This window comes from Bosea sp. 685, from assembly GCF_031884435.1.
GTDB lineage: Bacteria > Pseudomonadota > Alphaproteobacteria > Rhizobiales > Beijerinckiaceae > Allobosea.
Window position 1 is genome coordinate 896099 of the sequence record NZ_CP134779.1, and the last position, 19454, is coordinate 915552.

Sequence of the window (19454 nt, forward strand, 5' to 3'; positions counted from 1 at the left end):
CTCAGCTCCTGAGAATCACGAGGTTGCCCAGCGCATCGACCTCTGCCGTCAGGCCGGAATCGAGCAGGATCGTGGCGTCGGATTGCTCAAGCATCGCCGGTCCCTCGATCTTGGCGCCGACCGGCAGATCGAGCCGCGACCAGATCGCCGTCTCGCGCCACTCGCCGTCGAGATAGACTTGGCGGCTGCCGCGCCGCGCTGCGTCCAATGTTGCACCAGTGGCCGGCGCCAGCGCCGTCAGGTCGAAGGCTGGGCGGCGGCCGATCGCGGCCGTGCGCAGCGTGACGATGCGAACGGGGATGCCGGGCAAGAGGCGGCTGAAGGCAGCGCCATAGGCCTTGTCGAAGGCCTCGCGGATGATGGCGCTGGTCACGCCGGTGGTGAAAGAGGGCGCGGGAGCCCCTCCCCCTGGTGGGGAGGGGTTGGAGTGGGGGGCGGGCGACTGGGTGGGCGGTTTTGAATCGCTGGCCGCGGCCGGAGCGCTGTTCGCGGCAAGGATGAGCCCGGGCTTTTCGCCACCCACCCCCGGCCCCTCCCCACCAGGGGGAGGGGAGTCGCGAAGCATCACCGGCAGGGGCACTGCGACCGTGTGGGTCTGCCCGAGATAATGCATGTCGAGTTCGTAGAGCACGTCGATGCGCTCGACGCTCAAACCGGCATCGCTGACGATCGCATGGGCTTCTGCGCCTGCCTCGACCATGCGAGCGTCGAGGGCGGCAGCATCGAGACCGTCGAGCATCAAATTCACCGTCTGCACGCCGTCATGGCGGATATCGGCGATGACGCAGCCGAGCGCCGAGGTGACGCCCGGAAAGCGTGGCACCAGCGCGCCGCGCAGGCCGACCTCCTTGATCAGCGCGCCGGCATGGAGTGCACCGCCGCCGCCGAAGGGCATGGCCAGGAATTTTGCCGGATCATGGCCGCGCTCGATCGAGACCAGCCGGATCGCGCCGGCCATGCGGGCATTCGCGATCTTCACGATCGCTTCCGCCGCCGTCATCACGTCGAGGCCGAGCGGCTCGGCGATCTTGAGGCGGATCGCCTCGCGCGCGGCCTCGACATCCAGGCTCTGCAAGGTGCCGAGCGGCTTCGAGCCGTCGATGCGGCCGAGCACGAGATTGGCGTCGGTCAGGGTCGGGCGGTCATTGCCCCCGCCATAGCAGACCGGGCCGGGCCGGGAGCCGGCACTTTCCGGCCCCACTTCGAGCAGGCCGCCGGCATCGACGCGAGCGATCGAGCCGCCGCCGGCGCCGATGGTGGTGATCTCGATCATCGGCGTGCGGATCACCATGCCGAAATCGATCGTGCTCTGGGCGGCGAGCGCCGCCTCCCCGCCCGCGATGAGCGAGACGTCGAAAGAGGTGCCGCCGAGATCACCGGTAATAACATCGGGAAAGCCGGCGGCGCGGGCGATCGCAGCGGCGGCGATGACACCCGCCGCCGGCCCCGACAGCGCGGTACGGACGGGGAGCTTGCGGGCGGTGGCTGTCGACATCACGCCGCCATTGCTCTGGACGATGTGAAAGCGACCGGTGAAACCATCCTGCGCCAGCGCATCCTCCAGCCGGCCGAGATAGGAGCCGACCAAAGGCTGCAAGGTGGCGTTGAGCGCGGTCGTCGAGGCGCGTTCGAATTCGCGGATCTCGGGCAGGATCGCGCTGGAGCAGGCGAGGTGCTCGTTCGGCCAGACCGAGCGTGCGGCCTCCAGCGCGGCGCGTTCATTGGCGGGATTGGCGTAGGCGTTGATGAAGATGATCGCCAGCGCCTCGCAGCCTTGGCTCGCGAGTGTCTGGGCAGCCTCGCGCACCGCGTCGAGATTGACAGCCGTGCGGATCGTGCCGTCGGCAAGCGTCCGCTCGGGCACCTCCAGCCGGTTCTCGCGGCTGGCGGCGGGCGTGAAATCGCCCCACAGTCCCCAGGTCTGGCGGCGGTCACGCCGGCGCATTTCGAGTGCATCGCGGAAGCCCGGCGTGGTGATGACGCCGACCTTGGCGCCCTTGCGCTCGAGCAGGGCATTGGTGCCGACGGTGGTGCCGTGGACGATCGAGGCGAGGCCGGAGACGGGGCCGAAGGTCGTCAGGCCGGCGATGAAGCCCTTGGCCTCGTCGCCACGCTGCGACGGAACTTTCGCGACGCGGAAGCGCTTTTCCGCCTCGTCGAACCAGAACAGATCGGTGAAGGTGCCGCCGACATCGACGCCGACGACGGCTTTGGGCGAGGGGGAGATCATCGGGTGGCCTCCAAATCCACGCCATACTGGGCTTGCGCGGCTTCGGCACTCACATATCCGTTCGCCACATCGCGCCGCACTGCGGCTGCATCGCGCTCCCTTGGCTCGCCATAGCCGCCACCACCTGGGCTTTCGAGCCGGACGCGCTGGCCTTTGGCTATATGGATGTCGGTGATCTTGGTGATGAGCGGCGGCGATGTCGGGCCGTCCGGGCCGTCATAGACGAAGCGGTTCATCGCGGCGGGCCCGCCGCCGGCGACGCCGAAGGGCGGGAACTTGCCGCGCTCGCCGAGCAGGAAGACGTCCGCGCCCGATTGCGCCAGCGCCTCGATCTCGTAGATCGCGCCACAGCCGCCGCGATGACGGCCGGCTCCGCCGGAATCGGGCCTGAGCGCCCATTGCGTGAACATCACGGGATAGGCGGCCTCGAGGATTTCGGCCGGCGGGATCGTCGCGGTCGAGATCGGATTGTTGCCATGGTTGAGGCCGTCGCCTTCGGGATTGCCGCCCAAGCCCCCGCCGAAGAAGGAGAACATCACGAAGCGCGAGCCGTCGTCGCGATGTCCTGCCAGCGAGAGCGCGTTGATCGTGGCATAGGGCGAGCCGTTGGCGCGCTCGGGCGCGATCTGGGCGAAGACGCCGAAGACGGTGTCGATGACGCGCAGGATCGTCTCGGTATAGCCGCCGACGGGCTTGGGCGCCTTGACGCCGAGCAGGGTACTGGCGGGGATGATGAAGCTGATCGGCTTCAGCACGCCGGCATTGGCCGGGACATGCGGGAAGATATGCTTCAGCGCGACATAGCAGCAGGCGACCGCCGTGGAATAGGCGATGTTGAGCGGGCCCTGGCAGGGTGGGGCCGAGCGCGAGAAATCGAGCGTCATCAGGTCGCCCGCGATCGTCAGGTCGAGCGCGATCCTGAGCGGGGTGTCGGTGATGCCGTCATTATCGAGGAAATCGTCGAAGGAATAGCGGCCGTCCGGGAGGCTTGCGATCTCGGCGCGCATCAGCGCCTCGGCGCGGGCGCTGAAGGCATCGAGCGCGGCGTCGACGGTGGCCACGCCATAGTCCGCCAAGAGCGCGTCGAGCCGCTGCTCGCCGAGATCGAGTGCGTTCAACTGGCCGTTGAGATCGCCCCAGTTCGATTGCGGCAGGCGTGAATTGGCGTTCAGGATCTCGACGATGTCGTGCTGGAACTCGCCCTTGCGCACGAGCTTCACCGGCGGGATGCGGAAGCCCTCCTGAAAGCTTTCCGTCGCCTTGGCGTTGAAATTGCCCGGCACATTGCCGCCGACATCGAGCCAGTGGCCGACCGAGGCCAGCCAGCAGAACAGTTTGCCGTCGCGGAAGATCGGCCGCACCAGGCGCATGTCGTTGAGATGCGTGCCGCCCTCATAGGGGTCGTTGAAGAGCCAGGTGTCGCCGGGGTCGTTGACGGCACCGGCTTCGACGCGGTCGATCACGGCCTTCACCGCGAAGGCCATGGCGCCGACGAAGATCGGCAGGCCGGACGTACCCTGCACCAGGGTCGCGCCGGTCGTGGCGTGGTAGAGGCCGTGGCAGGCATCGTGCGCCTCGGCGATGATCGGGTTGAAGGCGGAGCGGTAGAGCGTCGCGTCCATCTCGTTGGCGATCTGCTCCAGCCGGCCCTTCAGCACGGCGAGCGTGACGGGATCAAGCGTCATGGTCATGCCTGCTTGCTCTTTTCGGCCGCCGCGATGATCTGCTCGGCTTCATAGCTCCGGCCGGCCGCGATCATCTGCGGCGTGCCGATCACGGCGTTGAGCTGGTCGAAATCGAACATCTGGTCGCGGAAGGCATCGGTCGAGCCGTCGCGCTTCAGCGTGCCGTAGAAATCCTGGGCAGCGCGGGCGAGCGCCCGCACGATGCCGCCGGGGAAGATGACGAGCGAGAAGCCAAGCGCCTCCAACTCCTTTGCCGATTTGATCGGCGTGCGCCCGCCCTCGACCATATTGGCCATCAGCGGAGCCAGGCCCTTCAGCTCGGCGGTGACGCGGCCAAGCTCGTTGGCGGAGCCTGGCGCCTCGACGAAGAGCATGTCCGCGCCAGCCTGGGCGTAGAGATGGGCGCGTTCGAGGGCGGCTTCGAAGCCCTCCACCGCGATGGCGTCGGTGCGGGCGATGACGAGCGTCTCCTGCGAGGCGCGGGCATCGACGGCGGCCTTGATCTTGCCGACCATCTCGGCAGCCGGGATCACGCTCTTGTCGGCGAGGTGGCCGCAGCGCTTGGGAAAGCTCTGGTCCTCGATCTGCAGGGCATTGGCGCCGGCGCGCTCGAACAGGCGCATGGTGCGCTGCATGTTGAGCGCATTGCCATAGCCGGTATCGGCATCGACGATCAGCGGCGTCGCGATGCGGTCGCGGATCATGGTGATGGTATCAGTGACCTCTGCCATCGAGACCAGGCCGATATCGGGTCGACCGAGGCGGGTATAGGCGATCGAGGCGCCCGAAACATAAAGCGCCTCGAAGCCGGCTGCCTCAGCCAGCGAGGCGGTCAGTGCGTCGTAGACGCCCGGCGCCAGCACGATCTTCGCCTGAGCGAAGCGCGCCTTGAGGGAGAGGGTCATGATTGGGGTCCGTTTGGGGTAGCGGGCGTGGCTGCGAGCAGGGCGTTCAGCGCGTCGAGTGTCGCGGCCTGCGGCAGGGCGTCGATTTGGGCGAGGATCGCTGCGGCATGAGCCTCTCCCCAGACCGGGCCGGCGAGATCGAAGAATTTCTCGCGGATCTCGGCTTCGCTATAGGGATCCTCAGTGTCGCCGCGGTTGGTCAGCGCTTCCGCTTCCAGCACACGGCCATCGGTCAGGGTGATCGTGACCTTGGCCGGGCGCAGCGCCGGCAGCCTGGCGGTTGCGGCCTCGTCCTCGCGGACGAAGACGCGGCGGGCGAGGTCGCGGGTGACGGGTTCGAGCCGCGCCGGTTCGCGGAAGGCCTCGACGGTCGCTGCGCCGTGGACGATCGTGGTCGCGATCGAGAAGGGCAGCGAGAATTTCGCCGCCAGCATGTTGTGCGGCTCCTGGCCGGCGAGCTGCGCCGCCCAGATATAGGTGCCGACATCGATGCGGGCGATCTGCTCCGGGGCGATGCGGCCGCCCTCGCCGGCCACGATCCGGCTGAGCGCATCGAGCGCGCCGTGATTATAGCGGCAGCAGGCGTGGCGCTTGAAATAGTTGCGCGCGATCTCCCAGCGCTGCCCCAGCGCCTCGACCATCACGTCAGGCTGCCAATGATCGGCGATGACCGAACCATAGACGGTGCCCAACCCATCGGCCTCGCCGGTGAAGCCCGAGGCGACGAGACCATCGACCATCAGGCCGATCTGGTTGGAGAAGCCCGCGAATGTATTGCGGACCGTGCCGCCCTCCAGCATCGTCCGGCGGCTGGTGGTGAGGCCGAGCGAGGAGGCGACGTTGATCGTCTCGATCATCGCGGCGGTGTCGCGCTTGTGCAGCCAGGCGATGGCGACGGCAGCACCGACCGTGCCCCAGGTGCCGTGCGGATGCATGGTGATGCGCAGTTTTGAGGCGATGCCGATTCGGGCGCCGATCTCGTAGCCGAGCGCGATGGCGGTGATCACATCCTTGCCGCTCGCCTTGGCTTGCATGGCCGCTGCGAGCACGGCGGGCACGACATGGATGCCGGGATGGCCGCGGGCGAACTGGTTGCCCTCGTCGAGCTCCAGCATCGTGCCGGCCGTGCCGTTGAGAAAAGCGGCGAGGCTCGGCGTCGCCTTGCGGCCGCTGCCGATGATGGCCGCGCCCGAGACGTCGTCGGCGGGCGCGAGGCGGCCGGAGAGCGCGATCGTCTCCGGCTCCTGCGCACCGGCGGCGATGGCGGCGACCGAGTCGGCAATGACCTGAACGGTGCGCGAAACGACCTCGGGTGGCAGCTGCTCGAAGCGCAGATTGGCGCAGAAGGTGGCGAGCTCGCTAAGCCAGCCCGGCGTGGCGGGGCGCTGCATCACGGGTTCGGCGCGGGGCTGGGCGCTGACGGCGGCGTTTGCGTTCATGACGGCCTCACAATCCGAGATAGGCGTGTTTCAGGGCCGGGTCGGCGGCGATCCGGCTTGAGGGACCTTCGACGACGATGCGGCCGTTTTCGAGCACATAGGCGCGGGCGGCGAGTCCGAGCGACTGCACGACATTCTGCTCGACGAGCAGCACGGCGAGACCTTCGCCGGCGATGCGGGCGATCAGTGCAAACATCTCCTCGACCAGGAGCGGCGAGAGGCCGAGCGACGGTTCGTCGAGGATCAGGAGCTTCGGCTCGCCCATCAGCCCGCGCCCGATGGCGAGCATCTGCTGCTCGCCGCCCGATAGCGTGCCGGCGGCCTGGCCCATGCGTTCGCGCAGACGCGGGAAGAGCTGGAACATGCGCTCCAGATTGGCCTCGCGCGCCGGCTTGCCGCGCCGGTAGCTGCCGAGCACGAGATTGTCGCGCACGCTCATATTGGGGAAGATCCGCCGGCCTTCCGGCACATGGATCAGCCCGGCGGCGACGATGGCCGAGGCCTTGAGGCCGGCGATCTCCTGACCCAGGAAGCGGATCGTGCCGGAGCGCGGCTTGATCAGGCCGGACAAGGCGCGGTTCAGCGTCGTCTTGCCGACGCCGTTGGCGCCGAGCACCGCGACGATCTCGCCGGGCTTTACCTCCAGGCCGATGCCGCGCAGCACGTCCGCGCCGCCATAGCCGGCGACCAGGTTCTCGACCTCAAGCATGGTTGGCTCCCATGCCCGCCGACCCCTGCAGCCGCTTCGCCGCGCCCTGGCCGAGATAGGCCTCGATCACGGCCGGATCGCCAGCGATCTCTTTGGGCGTTCCTTGCGCGATGATGCGGCCCTGGGCCAGCACATGGATGTCTTCGCACAGGCTCATCACGGCCTGCATGACGTGCTCGACCATCAGGATGGTGACGCCCTGGTCGCGGATCTGGCGGATGACCGGGATCATGTCGCGGATTTCCGACGGGTTGAGCCCGGCCAGCACCTCGTCGAGCAGCAGAAGCTTGGGCTCCGTCGCCAGGGCGCGGGCCAGTTCGAGCCGCTTGCGGCCGGAAACCGTGAGTGAGGAGGCCGGCTGGTCCAGCATCGCGCTGAGACCAACGAGGCTTGCGACCTCGCGCGCCCGGCCTTGCGCCTCGGCGCGCGCCGGATGGCGCAGATAGGCGCCGACAGCGATGTTCTCGACGACGCTGAGGCCGGCGAAGGGCTGGACGATCTGGAAGGTGCGGGCGATGCCGGCCTGGGCCCGCAGATGGGCGGGCTCGGCGGTGATGTCCTGACCGGCGAAGAGGATGCGGCCTTCGCTGGCCCGCTCGAACCCGGCGATGACGGCAAACAGGGTGGTCTTGCCGGCGCCGTTGGGGCCGATCAGCCCGGTGATCGAGCCGGCAGTGACCTTCAGGCTTGCGGCATTGACCGCGACGAGCCCGCCGAAGCGCTTGGTGATAGTCTCGACGGCGAGCATCAGGCGGCTCCTTCCGTCTTGGCGGCGGTCGTTTTGGGAGCAGTCGTTTTGGGCGTGGACGTCTCGGGCGTGACCTGGCCGCGGCCCACCCGCTTCAACAGCCCCATCATGCCGTCGGGTGCGAAGGCGATCGCGGCAACGAGCAGCGCGCCGTAGATCACGAGATCGATGCCGGGGATGCCACCGGCGAAGCGTTTTGTCAGCTCGCCCAGGCCATGCAGTGTTACCGCGCCGACGATAGGCCCCAATGGCGTGCCGATGCCGCCGATGATCGGGGCGATCAGCGCCTCGATCGAGATCCAGGAGCCATAGGCGATGTTGGCGTCGAGATAGAGGTAATATTGCACATAAAGCGCGCCGGCCGCGCCGGTGATGCCGGCCGAGAGCGTGATCGCCTTGAGCTTCACGGCAAGCGTGTCGACGCCGAGTGCGCGCGCCGCGTCCTCGTTTTCGCGCACGGCGGCAAACCAGGCGCCCAGGCGCGAGCGGGCGATCGCCGTCGTCAGCAGCAAGGTGAAGCCGACGAGCGCGAGCGCGATCCAGACGAAGGCGGCGCGGCTGGCGAACTGGAAGTTCTCGGGCCGGATATCGAGCTTGATCAGCGTGCCGGCCGCCCCGCCGGTAAAGGCCGAGGCATTGGCAAGGATGCGGAAGACCTCGGCGAAGGCGAGCGTCACCAGGGCGAAATAGGAGCCGCGCAGCCCCGACCGGAAGCTGAGATAGCCGATGATCCAGCCGACCAGCGCCGCGAATCCGATGGCCGCAGCGAAGGCTGCCCAGGCATTGACGCCATAGCGCGCCTGCAGCAGTGCGGCCGCATAGGCGCCGCTGCCGAAGAAGGCGGCGTGGCCGAAGGAGAACTGGCCGCAGAGCCCGCCGAGCAGATTCCAGCCCTGGGCCGCCAGCGCGATGATCAGGGTGAAGACGATGAAGTTCAGCACCGTGTTGGCGGTGACGAAGACCGGGATCAGCGCCGCCAGCAGGATGAGGACGAGCGCGGGAGCGAAGGCGCGCGAGGTGCTCATGCGCGCGCTCCGAACAGGCCGGTGGGCCGCACCAGCAGCACCAGGATGAAGATCAGGAAGATGCCGATCTGGCCCAGGCTCTCGCCGAAGAACAAACCGCACAGGCTCTCGACCACGCCGATGAAGAGGGCGCCCAGGAGCGCTCCGGGGATCGAGCCCATGCCGCCGAGCACGACGATGGTGAAGGCGACCAGCACGAAGGCGTTGCCGGCGCGGGGCGTGACATAAAAGGTCGGCATCAAGAGGCAGGCGGCGATCGCCACGCAAGCCGCGCCCAGGCCGAAGGTGACGGCGTAGATATGGGCGACGTCGATGCCGGCCAGCGCCGCCCCGGTCTTCTCGCGGGCAACCGCGCGGATCGCCTTGCCGGTGTCGGTGCGGGTGAGCAGCAGGCCGAGCAGCAGCGCGACCAGCAACGCCACGCCGAAGGCGAGCACGCGTGGCAGCGCCAGGAAGGTGAAGCCGAGATCGATCGAGGAGAAGGCGTAAGCCACGTCGATCGAGCGCGTATCGGAGCGGAAGATCGCGAGCATGGCGTTCTCGATCAGGATCGAGAGACCCAGCGTCACCAGCAGGATGTTGCGGTCTTCGCCATGGCTTGCCGGGCCGATGATGAAGCGCTGCACGCCGTAGCCCAGCCCGAAGAACAGCGGCGTGACGATGAAGAGCGCGATGTAGGGATCGAGCTTGAAGACGGTGTGCGCGACATAGACGGCGAACATCGCCGCCGTCAGCGTTGCGCCATGGGCGAAATTGATGATGTGCAGCACGCCATAGACCAGCGTCAGGCCCAGTGCGATCAGCGCATAGACCGAGCCGGTCATCAGGCCGTTCAGCACGGCTGCGAGGATGATGTCTGGTGCGAACATTCGGTTTTCGTTGGGTGACTTCGGCCGGAGCCTCTCGCGTCATGCTCGGCCTTGTGCCGAGCATCCACGTCTTGGACGCCGCCTTCGACGAAGGAAGACGTGGATGGTCGGGGCAAGCCCGACCATGACGGGTAGGGTGGGCTATCCTCCCCCGGAGAGGGGGAGGATAGCCGCGCGCTTCACGCCGGCACGGGGAAGATCGGCTTGGCGTCGGCGAAATCGGTCGGGAAGATCACCTTGATGTCGGCACCCTGGACCTGGGTGTTCACCGGCGCGCCGCCCTCGTTCTGGCCGTTGACGAACTTGGTCGGGCCATAGGGCATGATGTGGCCGGCGAAGGTCGAGGCCGTGAGCGCCTCGGTCAGCTTGGCCTTATCGCCGGAGCCTGCGGTCTCCAGCGCGTCGGCGAGAAGCTGGACGCAGGAGTAATTGAGCGGGATGTTGTAGGTCCAGAACTTGCCCGAAGCCTCGACCTGCTTGCGCAGCGCCTCGGCGACAGGCTTGCGCGGATCGTGCCAATGGTTGCAGTCCATCACGAACTGGGCGGCGTCCTGGAATTCCTTGACGAAGCGGAAATTCGAGGCCGCGCCGTTGAGCACGGCGTAGATGCCCTTCGGCTTGATGCGCTGCTGCTGCATGGTGCGGGCGAGCAGGGCGAATTCGCCGTAATAGCTCGAGGGAATGACGAGGTCGGGGTTCTTGGCGCGGATCTGGAGCGCGACGTTCGACATGTCGCGCGACGGCGTCGGATGGGCGATCGTGTCCAGCACCTCGAAGCCGCGCTTGGGCAGTTCGGCCTGCATCAGCTTGGCCATGCCCGAGCCGAAGAGCCCGTCCTCATGCACCAGTACGACGGTCTTCGCCGGCTTGCCGGCGGCGTCGTTGAGCTTGGAAAGGTTGTCGAGCGCGGTCTTGGTCACCGTGCCGAAGCCGGGGCCGAAGCGGAAGGTGTTCTTCAGGCCCCGCGTGACGATCGAATCGGCGACGCCGACATCGACGATATAGGGCAGGTCGTAGCGCGCGGCGGCCTGGGAAGCGGCAAGGCAGATCGGCGAGGCGAAACCGCCGACGATTGCGACCACGCCCTCGGCCTGCATGCGTTCGACCTCCGCCGTACCGCCTTCGGGCGTCGAGCGGGCATCGCCGAAGACCATCTGGAGTTTCGCGCCGCCCATCGACTTGATGCCGCCGGCCTCGTTGATCGCCTTGATCGCGGCCTCCGCGCCGATCTGGCCCTGCTGGCCGTCATAGGCGAGCGCGCCGGTGACGGGCTGCAGGATGCCGACCTTGATGGCGGGGGCTTGTGCGCGCAGCAGGCCGGGCATGGCGATGGTCGCCGCTCCGCCGATCGCCGCCGTCGTCAAAAGCGTGCGGCGGGAAAGCTCGGTGGTCCTGGTCATCTCACATTCTCCTCTGTTCTGTTTGCGGTGCGTCGGGCCCGGTCTCGCGCCGGGCTTGTCTCGAGCGATCAGCCGGCCTGGGCCGGCACGGGCGACCAGCGCCTCTCGCCGGCCTCGCCGTCGCGGTGGAGTTCCATCTGGAAGGAGTAGCGGTCGGGCCGATAGAGCGCGTGCAGATGCTCGACGCCGCTGCCGTCAGGCCCGAGGACGACGCGCGTCAGGGACAGGAGCGGCGAGCCGATCTCGAGGCCGAGCGCCTCGGCGACATCAGGGCCGGCCAGGGTCGCGCTGATCGCCTGGCTCGCGCGCTCGACCAACGCGCCCGAGCGTTCGAGCAGCGTCAGCAACGGCACGGTCGCGAGATCGGCTTCCGAATAGGTCAGGCCGATGCGCTCGGGCACATGCGTCGTCAGATAGGAGAAGGGCTGGCCGTCGATCAGGCGCACGCGGACCGAGCGCTGGGTGCGTTCGCCCGGGCCAAGTGCGAGCGCCTGGGCCACCGCCTCGGGCGGCTGGACATAGGAGAAGGCGAGCAGACGCACGCCGGTGCGGCGGCCCATCTCGACCAGATGGGTCAGCATATTCGAGAAATCCGCGACGATCGGCCGAGGCGCTTCGGGCTCGCGCACGAAGGTGCCGGCGCCGACGCGACGGTCGATCAGGCCGTCCGTCGCGAGGCTGTCGAGCGCGCGACGGATGGTGACGCGCGAGACGCCGTGCTGCAGCGCCAGGGCCGGTTCACTCGACAGGCGCGTGCCGGGTGAAATCTCGCCACTGGCGATGCGCTCGCGCAGCAGCAGATAGATGCGTCGCGCCTTGAGGGGTTCGAGCGAAGCGTCCACGCAGGGCCTTTCAATGGCAAATGATCTGACTGTCTATCAGAACAGTTATCTGTCTAGCGTATAGGACAACTTGCTTGCGTCAAGCGTCGTGTGGTCGCTATGCTCGGCGTGGAAAGGGTAGGCCCGATGACAGCCGCAACCATGATCGCGGGAACGCCTGGGAGCGCAAGCAAGTCCGGGGCCGGACCACGCACGCTGTTCGACAAGCTCTGGGACGCACATGTCGTCGTCGAGCGACCGTCAGGCGATGCGCTGATCTGGATCGACCGGCATTTCGTGCATGAGGGTTCGTTTCACGCCTTTGCGCAAGTCGCAGGGCGCGACGGGGTCGTCGTCGAACCCGGCCTGACCTTCGGTATCGCCGACCATTATGTGCCGACGCGCGGCCGCGACCACATCGCCAATCCCGAGATCGCCCGAATGATCGACGATCTGGAGGCGAACACGGCGCGCCATGGTGTTGAACTCTTCGGGGTGAACGATCCGCGCCAGGGCATCGTCCATGTCGTCGGGCCCGAGCAGGGGCTGACGCTGCCGGGGCTAACCATGGTCTGCGGCGACAGCCATACCTCGACCCATGGCGCCTTCGGGGCTTATGCCTTCGGCATCGGCGCCTCGGAAGTCGCGCATGTATTGATGACGCAGACGCTCTGGCAGAAGAAGCCCAGGCGCATGCGCATCACCATAGACGGCACGCCCGCTCCCGGCGTTGGGGCGAAGGATTTCATCCTCAGCATCATCGCGAAGATCGGCGCGGACGGGGCGCGCGGCTATGCTGTCGAATATGCGGGCGAGGCGGTGCGGGCGCTGTCGATGGCGGGCCGCATGACCATGTGCAACATGTCGATCGAGGCAGGCGCACGCTGCGGGCTGATCGCGCCCGACGAGACGACCTTCCGCTGGATCGCTGGCAAGCCCTACGCGCCCAAGGGAGCGGCGCTGGAGGCAGCCATCGCCGCGTGGCGGAATTTGCCAAGCGATACGGACGCCTGCTTCGACCGCGAGATCGCGCTCGAAGCTGCCGCGATCGCCCCCATCGTCACCTGGGGGACCAGCCCGGAGGATGCGCTGCCGATCGGCGCCAGCGTGCCCGATCCTGCCGCGCTCAACGATGACGGCCGCGCTGCCGCCATGCGCGATGCGCTCGCCTATATGGGGTTGCGACCGGGGCAGAAGCTGAGCGAGATCGTGGTTGACCGCGTCTTCATCGGCTCCTGCACCAATGCCCGCATCGAGGATCTGCGCGCGGCGGCAAGCGTGCTTGCGGGCCGCAAGGCGCGCGTGCCGGGGCTGGTCTCGCCGGGTTCGAGCCAGGTGAAGCGGCAGGCCGAGGAGGAGGGGCTCGACCGCATCTTCATCGCGGCCGGGCTCGAATGGGTCGAATCCGGCTGCTCGATGTGCGTCGGCATGAACGGCGACAGCGTGCCCTCCGGCGAGCGCTGCGCCTCGACGACGAACCGCAATTTCCGCGGCCGGCAAGGGCCGGGCGCCCGCACCCATCTGATGTCGCCGGCCATGGTCGCCGCTGCGGCCGTGACCGGGCATCTTACCGATGTCCGGCCGATGCTGGAGGGCCGGTCGTGAAGCCCTTGACGGGGGTCAGCGGCCCGGCTTGCCCGCTTGGCCTCGCCGGCGTCGATACCGACCAATTGATCCCGGCCCGTTTCATGAAACGGCCGCGCTCGGAGGGCTATGGCGGCTTCCTGCTGCATGATCTGCGCCGCGACGATGCCGGGATCGAGAAGCCCGACTTTCCGCTGAACCGCCCGGTCTGGCGCGGAGCCGAGATCATGGTGGCGCGGCGCAATTTCGGCTCGGGCTCGTCGCGGGAGGCAGCGGTCTATGCGCTGGCCGACCATGGCGTCCGCGTCGTGCTGGCGCCGACCTTCGGCGACATCTTTGCGTCCAACGCGGTCAAGAACGGGCTTTTGCCGGCGGTGCTCGACGAGGCCGACATCGAGGACCTGCTGGCAGCCCTGACCGCGACGCCGGATCTGCCGGTCAGCGTCGATCTGGCGGAGCAGACGGTTGCCTGGGGCAATCGCGCGGTCATTTTCGCGATCGATCCGGTCTGGCGCGAGCAACTGCTCAATGGCTGGGACGATATCGACGTGACGCGGTCTTTTGCTGACGAAATCGCGCGTTTTCGCGACGCCGACGGCGCCAGGCGGCCATGGGCGCGACCGTCAGCGAAAGCCTGAACCTAGCGCGCTTTGCGGCGAGGGGGCCTCAGAACAGCAGATGCGGGGCGAACATCGCCAGGCCCATGAAGCCAAGGGCCAGGGCGCCGAGGCCGCCGCCGACGAAGGCGAGCATGACGACGCCGGTGATGATCGAGGCTGAGGCGACGACGATGCCGATCTGCAGCAGGCCCGAGGCGATTTCGAAATTCTCGTTGCGCGCCTTCAGATTGTCGCGCTCGTGCTCGCCAGCCTTGGCGCGCGCCATCAGCTCCTTGCGGCCTTCATTGGTCGAGGGCTCGCTGTCATAACGCGCGACCGTCTTCTTCCAGTCGTCGATGCGCTTTTGCATGCGCTCGCGCATGGCCGGATCGGTCGCGGCGGTAAGGTCGATCTCCATCGCGTCGGCAGCTGTGCTCAAGGTGGTGCTGCGAATGGTCTTGGCCTGGAAGAAGGCCCACAGATTCGAGGCTTCGATGTTCTTGGCGACAGCCTCGTTCTCTGCCTGCTTGCCGCCGATCTCGGCCAGCGCCAGCATGAGCGCGAGAACCGCGATCAGCAGCGCGATCTTCTTGTTGCCGCCTTCCGGCGCCTCGAAATGCTCAGACATGCATCATCCCCCGTCCCGCGATTCGCGGTTGAACGCCATGTCCTTCCTCCAAGGCGACAGGTGAATGTCGGCTGAACGGGTTTCGCGCCGCTTCCGCGTCAGAGCCAGATGATTTCAGACGGGGTCAGTTCGTGATCCCGTCTGAAATCTGAATCCGTCTCTCACCAAAGAGTGAGAGCAGGATCGATTGCGAAAAACCGGTTCCTACTTTTTCGCATCCTGCTCTAGCGCCCGGCGCGAGGATGGGCGGCGTCATAGGCCGCCATCAGTCGTGTCGAGTCGATGCGGGTGTAGATCTGCGTCGTCGAGAGCGAGGCGTGGCCGAGCAGCTCCTGGATGGCGCGCAGATCGCCGCCGCGACCCAGCAGATGGGTCGCGAAGGAGTGTCGCAGGGAATGCGGCGTTGCGGAGGAGGGCAGGCCGAGTGCGCCGCGCAAGCCCTCGACCGCGAGCTGGATGATGCGCGGCGAGAGCGGGCCGCCTTTGACGCCGAGGAAGAGCGGACCATCCGGCGGCAAGCGCCAGGGACAAAGCGCGATGTATTCGGCGATCGCCGTCACAACGGCTGGCAGCACAGGGACCATGCGGGTCTTCTGACCCTTGCCGATGACCGTCAGGGCATCACCGGCACTCGTCGGCGCCTGGGCGCGGGTCAGCGACAGCGCCTCCGAGATGCGCAGGCCGCAGCCATAGAGCAGCGCCAGCACGGCGGCGTCGCGCGCCAGCACCCAGGCCTCGCGCTCTTCGCCGGCGCGAATCTCGACCTGCGTCACGGCCTTGGCGGCACGGGCGTCGAGCGGGCGCGGCAGCGATTTGCCGATGCGCGGTCCGCGTGTCGCGGCAAAGGCTGCAGCCTTGAGCTTGCCGGTGCGCTCGCCGAAACGGGCGAAGGAGCGCAAGCTCGCGAGCTGGCGCATCAATGTACGGTTGCCGACATTCTCGCGCCGGCGCTGGCCGAGGAAGGCGCGCAGGTCGAAGGGCTTCAGCGCCGCGATGTCGGCCAGCGAGGCCGGGCCGCCGAGATGGCCCTCCAGAAAGGCGGAGAACTGGCCGAGATCGCGGCCATAGGCTTCGAGCGTCTTGGGCGAGAGCCGGCGCTCATTCGCCAGATGGGCGAGCCAGTCGCGGCGCAGAGTGTCGAAGTCGGTCAAGGCTCGAGGCTCCCGTCATGGGCGGGCGTGGCCCGACCATCTCGTCCCGCGTCTGGCTCTGCAAGAGATGGCCGGAGCAAGCCCGGCCATGACGCGGTTGTTGCCTGAACATGACGCTCCTGCCTTAACAGGCCCCGAATCGATGCTAGACACGGCGCCATGAGTGACGAGCCGGCAGAGATGGGAGAAGGCGGTACGGTCGACGTGCTGATCCCGCTCGGGCTCGACCAGGCCTATAGCTATGCAGTGCCGAACGGGCTCGTGCTCAAGCCCGGCGATGTCGTGCAGGTTCCACTGGGCCCGCGCGAGACCGTGGGCGTGGTCTGGAGCCTGGGCTCCGGCCGCGGCGGCAATCTCAAGCGGGTGACGGGCCGGGTCGACATGCCGCCGCTCGATCTCGCCCTGATGAAGCTGGTCGACTGGGTCGCCTGGTACACGCTCGCCCCAAAAGGCTCGGTGCTGGCGCTGGTCCTGCGCCGGCAGCCCGACGATACGCCGGAGCGGCCCAAGCTCGGTGTCAGGCTCGTCGGCGCGCCGCCTCCCCGCATGACGCCGGCCCGCGCCCGCGCCATCGCCGCGGCCGAGGGCGGCCTGCTGACGGGTAAGGCGGCGCTGGCGGAGGCGGCCTCGGTCAGCATGGCGGTGATCGACTCTCTGGTCGATGCCGGCACCTTCAGCGTCGAGGCGCTGCCGCGCGACGCCATCGCGGCAATGCCCGATCCCGATCACGCGCAGCCGGTTTTGTCCGAGGGGCAGGCAGCGGCGGCCAAGGAGCTCGTGGCTTCGGTTCAAGCCGCGGTGTTCGGCGTGACCCTGCTCGAGGGTGTCACCGGCTCGGGCAAGACCGAGGTCTATTTCGAGGCGGTGGCGCAGGCGATCCGGCAGGGCCGCCAGAGCCTGATCCTGATGCCGGAGATCGCGCTGACGGCGCAGTTCATCGACCGTTTTGAGGCGCGCTTCGGGGTCAGGCCGGGCCTGTGGCATTCGGCCGTGACGGGCCGCAAGCGCGAACGGTTGCAAGCGGCGATCGCGAGCGGCGAGGCCAGGGTGGTGGCGGGTGCGCGCTCGGCCCTCTTCCTGCCCTATCGCGATCTTGGCCTGATCGTCGTCGATGAGGAGCATGAGGCCGCCTATAAGCAAGAAGACGGCGTCAGCTATCATGCCCGTGACATGGCCGTGGTGCGTGGGCGCATCGAGAACGCGCCAGTCATCCTGACCTCGGCGACGCCTTCGCTCGAGACGCGGGTCAATGCCGAGCGCGGGCGCTACACGCATCTCAAGCTGCCCGAGCGCTTCGGCGGGCGCGAATTGCCGACGCTGGGGCTGGTCGATCTGCGCCAGGACAAGCCCGAGCGCGGACGCTGGATCTCGGGGGCGCTGATCAAGGCGATCGGGGACAACCTGGAGGCCAAGGAGCAGTCACTGCTCTTCCTCAACCGGCGCGGCTATGCGCCGCTGACGCTGTGCCGCGATTGCGGGCACCGTTTTCAGTGCCCGAACTGCTCGGCCTGGCTGGTCGATCATCGTTTCCGGCGGGCGCTGGTCTGCCATCATTGCGGCCATGTCGAGCGCCGGCCGCATGAATGCCCGGCCTGCCATGCGACTGAGAGCCTCTCGGCCTGCGGGCCGGGTGTCGAGCGCCTGGCCGAGGAGGTCGCGACGCTGTTCCCGCAGGCGCGGGGCATCGTGCTGTCCAGCGATTTTCCGGGTGGCACCGAGCGCCTGAAGCAGGAGCTGATTGCGGTCGCTGCAGGCGAGTTCGACATTGTCATCGGCACGCAGCTCGTCGCCAAGGGCCATAATTTTCCGGGCATGACCCTGGTCGGCGTGGTCGATGCCGATCTCGGACTGACCTCGGGCGATCCGCGCGCGGCGGAACGGACATTCCAGGTGCTGCGGCAGGTGACCGGCCGGGCCGGGCGCGGCGAACGGCCCGGGCGCGCCCTCCTGCAGACGCATGATCCCGGGCACCCCGTGCTGAAGGCGCTGATCTCGGGCGATCCAGAGCGGTTCTACGCCGCCGAGACCGCTTCACGCGAGGCGGCCGGCCTGCCGCCTTTCGGGCGGCTCGCTGGGCTGATCGTGTCGGCGAACACGGCGGCGGAGGCGGAGGGGCATGCGCGCGCGCTGGCGCGCTGTGCCGATGCGCCCGAGGGCGTGTCGGTGCTGGGGCCGGCTGAGGCGCCGCTTGCGGTGCTGCGCGGGCGCCACCGCGTGCGATTGATCGTCAAGACGACGCGCGAGTTCAATCTGCAGGATTATCTGCGGGCCTGGCTCAAGCGCGGGCCGAAGCCGAAAGGCTCGGTCAGGGTCGCGGTCGATGTCGATCCGCAGAGCTTTTTGTGAGGAAGGGCCGTGAACTCGGGCTACCGAACGTTCAAATGCACCCGGCTTTGCGCATTGCCGCCCCAATAGAGATAGGCCTCGTCCGTGCCTCGGTAGCCGGGGTGCGGGATATAATCGACGACAACGGCTCTTTGCGTCAGATTTCCGCAGCGGTATTGCGTCACCTCGCGAGTCCGGATCGAACCATGCGAGGCTGTGCCGGATACCGCCTGGATGACATCGGTCTGACAGTTGAAGAAACTGTAGATTACCGTCGCTTTGCCAGCATCGACGTTACGGCGCGATTGCACGAATTGTGCCTGCACAAGCTGCGTTCCTGCCAAAAGCAGCATGAGCGCGCAGATAGCCTTGATCATAATTGTCTCCCCAACCCAAGGCCGCGAGGGGACGCTACCGTTACCTTGGGTTGAGTCAAGTTTCCGGCGCAGGCGTTCCTGAATCGGGAAGGCCGCGGACAAGTCGATGCTGCCCTCACCGCAACGGCGCGATATTGAGGACGAGATCGCCGTAGTTGGGCTGGCCGCCGGTCACCGTGCGCAGATAGAGCTTGTCGCCGATCTTGAAGAAGACCGAGGCGCGCGAGGAGGCGTCCTCCATCGTCACATAAAGGGTGTTGCCGTAGCGGACCTCCCATTTACCCCGCGTCGGCTTCTTGCCGCCCGATTCGTAGAAGCCGACATGGAGCGGGCCGGAGATGGTGTAGTCGTGGTTCCTGTAGAGCGAGATCACGGTCTTGTCGCGGAAGCTGAGCTGCCTGCCGCCGACCGTCTCGTCATTCAATTGCATGTAGCGGATGTCCGCTCCGTCCTGGGCGAAGGCCGGTGGAGGCGCGAGCGGCCAGGCTGCGGCAAATGCGCCGACCAGGATATGAAGGCCCGTGACGAGCCCAAGATCGATCCCGTTCCTCGCCATGTCGATCTCCGTATCCCAGCTTGTGCCGATGCTTCGGCCGGCCGCGGGCGGGCGGATCGATCCCGCCCGTGTCAGGGTCCGATGTCTTCGATCGTCACAGCGAAGTTAGTGCACGACGCCGAAAAGTGGAAACCGGTTCTCTGTGGGCGGCGGGCTCCAATTCGGCAGTGGGAGCCGATGGATGGTTGATCGCGGGGAGGCGAAAGCCTGCCCGGCGCCATCCCCAGATTGAGACCGAACTGTGGCGTTCTTCGGGTTGCGCACCCCCGGATCGCATGCTAGTGCACCGCCGCATTCTCGGTGTTAAGTGCGCTTGCCAGCGCGCATTTCGCCTGATCGATACATCGCAGCGCTAGGACGATGCACTCCGCCCTCGCAGGGGGTCGCCGGTGTGGTCCTTTGA

General features: G+C 67.5%; 17 protein-coding genes. 3 read left to right on the forward strand and 14 right to left on the reverse strand.

Annotation, left to right across the window (positions count from 1 at the left end):
• Position 1: 1 nt before the first annotated feature.
• The 10 genes from RMR04_RS05235 to RMR04_RS05280 form a co-directional block, all read right to left on the reverse strand.
• Entirely contained in the window at positions 2-2230 is a 2229-nt protein-coding gene (locus RMR04_RS05235; protein ID WP_311913364.1) for a hydantoinase/oxoprolinase family protein, read from the reverse strand.
• The gene (locus tag RMR04_RS05240) at positions 2227-3921 is read right to left on the reverse strand and encodes a hydantoinase B/oxoprolinase family protein (RefSeq protein ID WP_311913365.1); all 1695 of its coding nucleotides are present in this window, start codon (positions 3919-3921) and stop codon (positions 2227-2229) included. The genes RMR04_RS05235 and RMR04_RS05240 overlap by 4 nt, the downstream gene beginning before the upstream one ends.
• Entirely contained in the window at positions 3918-4820 is a 903-nt protein-coding gene (locus tag RMR04_RS05245) for an isocitrate lyase/PEP mutase family protein (RefSeq protein WP_311913366.1), read from the reverse strand. The genes RMR04_RS05240 and RMR04_RS05245 overlap by 4 nt, the downstream gene beginning before the upstream one ends.
• Complete coding sequence (locus tag RMR04_RS05250) at positions 4817-6259, reverse strand: MmgE/PrpD family protein (RefSeq protein WP_311913368.1); 1443 nt, start codon at positions 6257-6259, stop codon at positions 4817-4819. The genes RMR04_RS05245 and RMR04_RS05250 overlap by 4 nt, the downstream gene beginning before the upstream one ends.
• A 7-nt stretch (positions 6260-6266) precedes the next feature.
• Positions 6267-6968, reverse strand: a complete 702-nt coding sequence (locus tag RMR04_RS05255) for an ABC transporter ATP-binding protein (RefSeq protein WP_311913370.1) — start codon at positions 6966-6968, stop codon at positions 6267-6269.
• On the reverse strand, positions 6961-7716 hold the full coding sequence (locus RMR04_RS05260; RefSeq protein WP_311913371.1) for an ABC transporter ATP-binding protein: 756 nt from the start codon (positions 7714-7716) through the stop codon (positions 6961-6963). The genes RMR04_RS05255 and RMR04_RS05260 overlap by 8 nt, the downstream gene beginning before the upstream one ends.
• Entirely contained in the window at positions 7716-8741 is a 1026-nt protein-coding gene (locus RMR04_RS05265; protein ID WP_311913374.1) for a branched-chain amino acid ABC transporter permease, read from the reverse strand. Before RMR04_RS05265 ends, RMR04_RS05260 begins: the two co-directional genes overlap by 1 nt.
• The gene (locus tag RMR04_RS05270) at positions 8738-9610 is read right to left on the reverse strand and encodes a branched-chain amino acid ABC transporter permease (RefSeq protein WP_311913376.1); all 873 of its coding nucleotides are present in this window, start codon (positions 9608-9610) and stop codon (positions 8738-8740) included. The genes RMR04_RS05265 and RMR04_RS05270 overlap by 4 nt, the downstream gene beginning before the upstream one ends.
• A gap of 179 nt (positions 9611-9789) precedes the next feature.
• Positions 9790-11010 (reverse strand): ABC transporter substrate-binding protein, encoded by a 1221-nt coding sequence (locus RMR04_RS05275; RefSeq protein ID WP_311913378.1) that lies wholly within the window; start codon positions 11008-11010, stop codon positions 9790-9792.
• 68 nt (positions 11011-11078) lie between these two features.
• On the reverse strand, positions 11079-11852 hold the full coding sequence (locus RMR04_RS05280) for a GntR family transcriptional regulator (RefSeq protein WP_311913380.1): 774 nt from the start codon (positions 11850-11852) through the stop codon (positions 11079-11081).
• A gap of 126 nt (positions 11853-11978) precedes the next feature.
• On the opposite strand from RMR04_RS05280, the gene leuC reads away from it, so the two are divergent.
• Entirely contained in the window at positions 11979-13436 is a 1458-nt protein-coding gene (leuC, locus tag RMR04_RS05285; protein WP_311913381.1) for a 3-isopropylmalate dehydratase large subunit, read from the forward strand.
• Positions 13433-14053 (forward strand): 3-isopropylmalate dehydratase small subunit, encoded by a 621-nt coding sequence (gene leuD / locus RMR04_RS05290; RefSeq protein WP_311913383.1) that lies wholly within the window; start codon positions 13433-13435, stop codon positions 14051-14053. Before leuC ends, leuD begins: the two co-directional genes overlap by 4 nt.
• Positions 14054-14081: 28 nt before the next feature.
• On the opposite strand, the gene RMR04_RS05295 is transcribed toward leuD, so the two are convergent.
• Together RMR04_RS05295 and RMR04_RS05300 are read right to left on the reverse strand one after the other, a co-directional pair.
• Positions 14082-14642 (reverse strand): DUF4337 domain-containing protein, encoded by a 561-nt coding sequence (locus tag RMR04_RS05295; protein ID WP_311913384.1) that lies wholly within the window; start codon positions 14640-14642, stop codon positions 14082-14084.
• A 224-nt stretch (positions 14643-14866) separates the two neighbouring features.
• A complete protein-coding gene (locus tag RMR04_RS05300) occupies positions 14867-15793 on the reverse strand; it encodes a tyrosine recombinase XerC (RefSeq protein WP_311913385.1) in 927 nt (308 codons plus the stop codon).
• A 159-nt stretch (positions 15794-15952) separates the two neighbouring features.
• Here RMR04_RS05300 and RMR04_RS05305 point away from each other — a divergent pair, with 159 nt between their 5' ends.
• Positions 15953-18139: a primosomal protein N' gene (locus RMR04_RS05305; protein ID WP_311913386.1), complete on the forward strand. Its 2187-nt coding sequence runs from the start codon at positions 15953-15955 to the stop codon at positions 18137-18139.
• A 20-nt stretch (positions 18140-18159) separates the two neighbouring features.
• On the opposite strand, the gene RMR04_RS05310 is transcribed toward RMR04_RS05305, so the two are convergent.
• Together RMR04_RS05310 and RMR04_RS05315 are read right to left on the reverse strand one after the other, a co-directional pair.
• Positions 18160-18495, reverse strand: a complete 336-nt coding sequence (locus RMR04_RS05310; RefSeq protein WP_311913387.1) for a hypothetical protein — start codon at positions 18493-18495, stop codon at positions 18160-18162.
• A gap of 115 nt (positions 18496-18610) precedes the next feature.
• Positions 18611-19051, reverse strand: coding sequence for a hypothetical protein (locus RMR04_RS05315; protein ID WP_311913388.1), 441 nt, complete (start codon positions 19049-19051; stop codon positions 18611-18613).
• Positions 19052-19454 lie beyond the last annotated feature (403 nt).

Excerpts from the sequence above, each read along its gene's own strand:
- RMR04_RS05235 (WP_311913364.1), bottom strand. The coding sequence starts at position 2,230 with ATGATCTCCCCCTCGCCCAAAGCCGTCGTCGGCGTCGATGTCGGCGGC.
- RMR04_RS05240 (WP_311913365.1), bottom strand. The coding sequence starts at position 3,921 with ATGACCATGACGCTTGATCCCGTCACGCTCGCCGTGCTGAAGGGCCGG.
- RMR04_RS05245 (WP_311913366.1), bottom strand. The coding sequence starts at position 4,820 with ATGACCCTCTCCCTCAAGGCGCGCTTCGCTCAGGCGAAGATCGTGCTG.
- RMR04_RS05250 (WP_311913368.1), bottom strand. The coding sequence starts at position 6,259 with ATGAACGCAAACGCCGCCGTCAGCGCCCAGCCCCGCGCCGAACCCGTG.
- RMR04_RS05255 (WP_311913370.1), bottom strand. The coding sequence starts at position 6,968 with ATGCTTGAGGTCGAGAACCTGGTCGCCGGCTATGGCGGCGCGGACGTG.
- RMR04_RS05260 (WP_311913371.1), bottom strand. The coding sequence starts at position 7,716 with ATGCTCGCCGTCGAGACTATCACCAAGCGCTTCGGCGGGCTCGTCGCG.
- RMR04_RS05265 (WP_311913374.1), bottom strand. The coding sequence starts at position 8,741 with ATGAGCACCTCGCGCGCCTTCGCTCCCGCGCTCGTCCTCATCCTGCTG.
- RMR04_RS05270 (WP_311913376.1), bottom strand. The coding sequence starts at position 9,610 with ATGTTCGCACCAGACATCATCCTCGCAGCCGTGCTGAACGGCCTGATG.
- RMR04_RS05275 (WP_311913378.1), bottom strand. The coding sequence starts at position 11,010 with ATGACCAGGACCACCGAGCTTTCCCGCCGCACGCTTTTGACGACGGCG.
- leuC (WP_311913381.1), top strand. The coding sequence starts at position 11,979 with ATGACAGCCGCAACCATGATCGCGGGAACGCCTGGGAGCGCAAGCAAG.
- RMR04_RS05295 (WP_311913384.1), bottom strand. The coding sequence starts at position 14,642 with ATGTCTGAGCATTTCGAGGCGCCGGAAGGCGGCAACAAGAAGATCGCG.
- RMR04_RS05305 (WP_311913386.1), top strand. The coding sequence starts at position 15,953 with ATGAGTGACGAGCCGGCAGAGATGGGAGAAGGCGGTACGGTCGACGTG.
- RMR04_RS05310 (WP_311913387.1), bottom strand. The coding sequence starts at position 18,495 with ATGATCAAGGCTATCTGCGCGCTCATGCTGCTTTTGGCAGGAACGCAG.
- RMR04_RS05315 (WP_311913388.1), bottom strand. The coding sequence starts at position 19,051 with ATGGCGAGGAACGGGATCGATCTTGGGCTCGTCACGGGCCTTCATATC.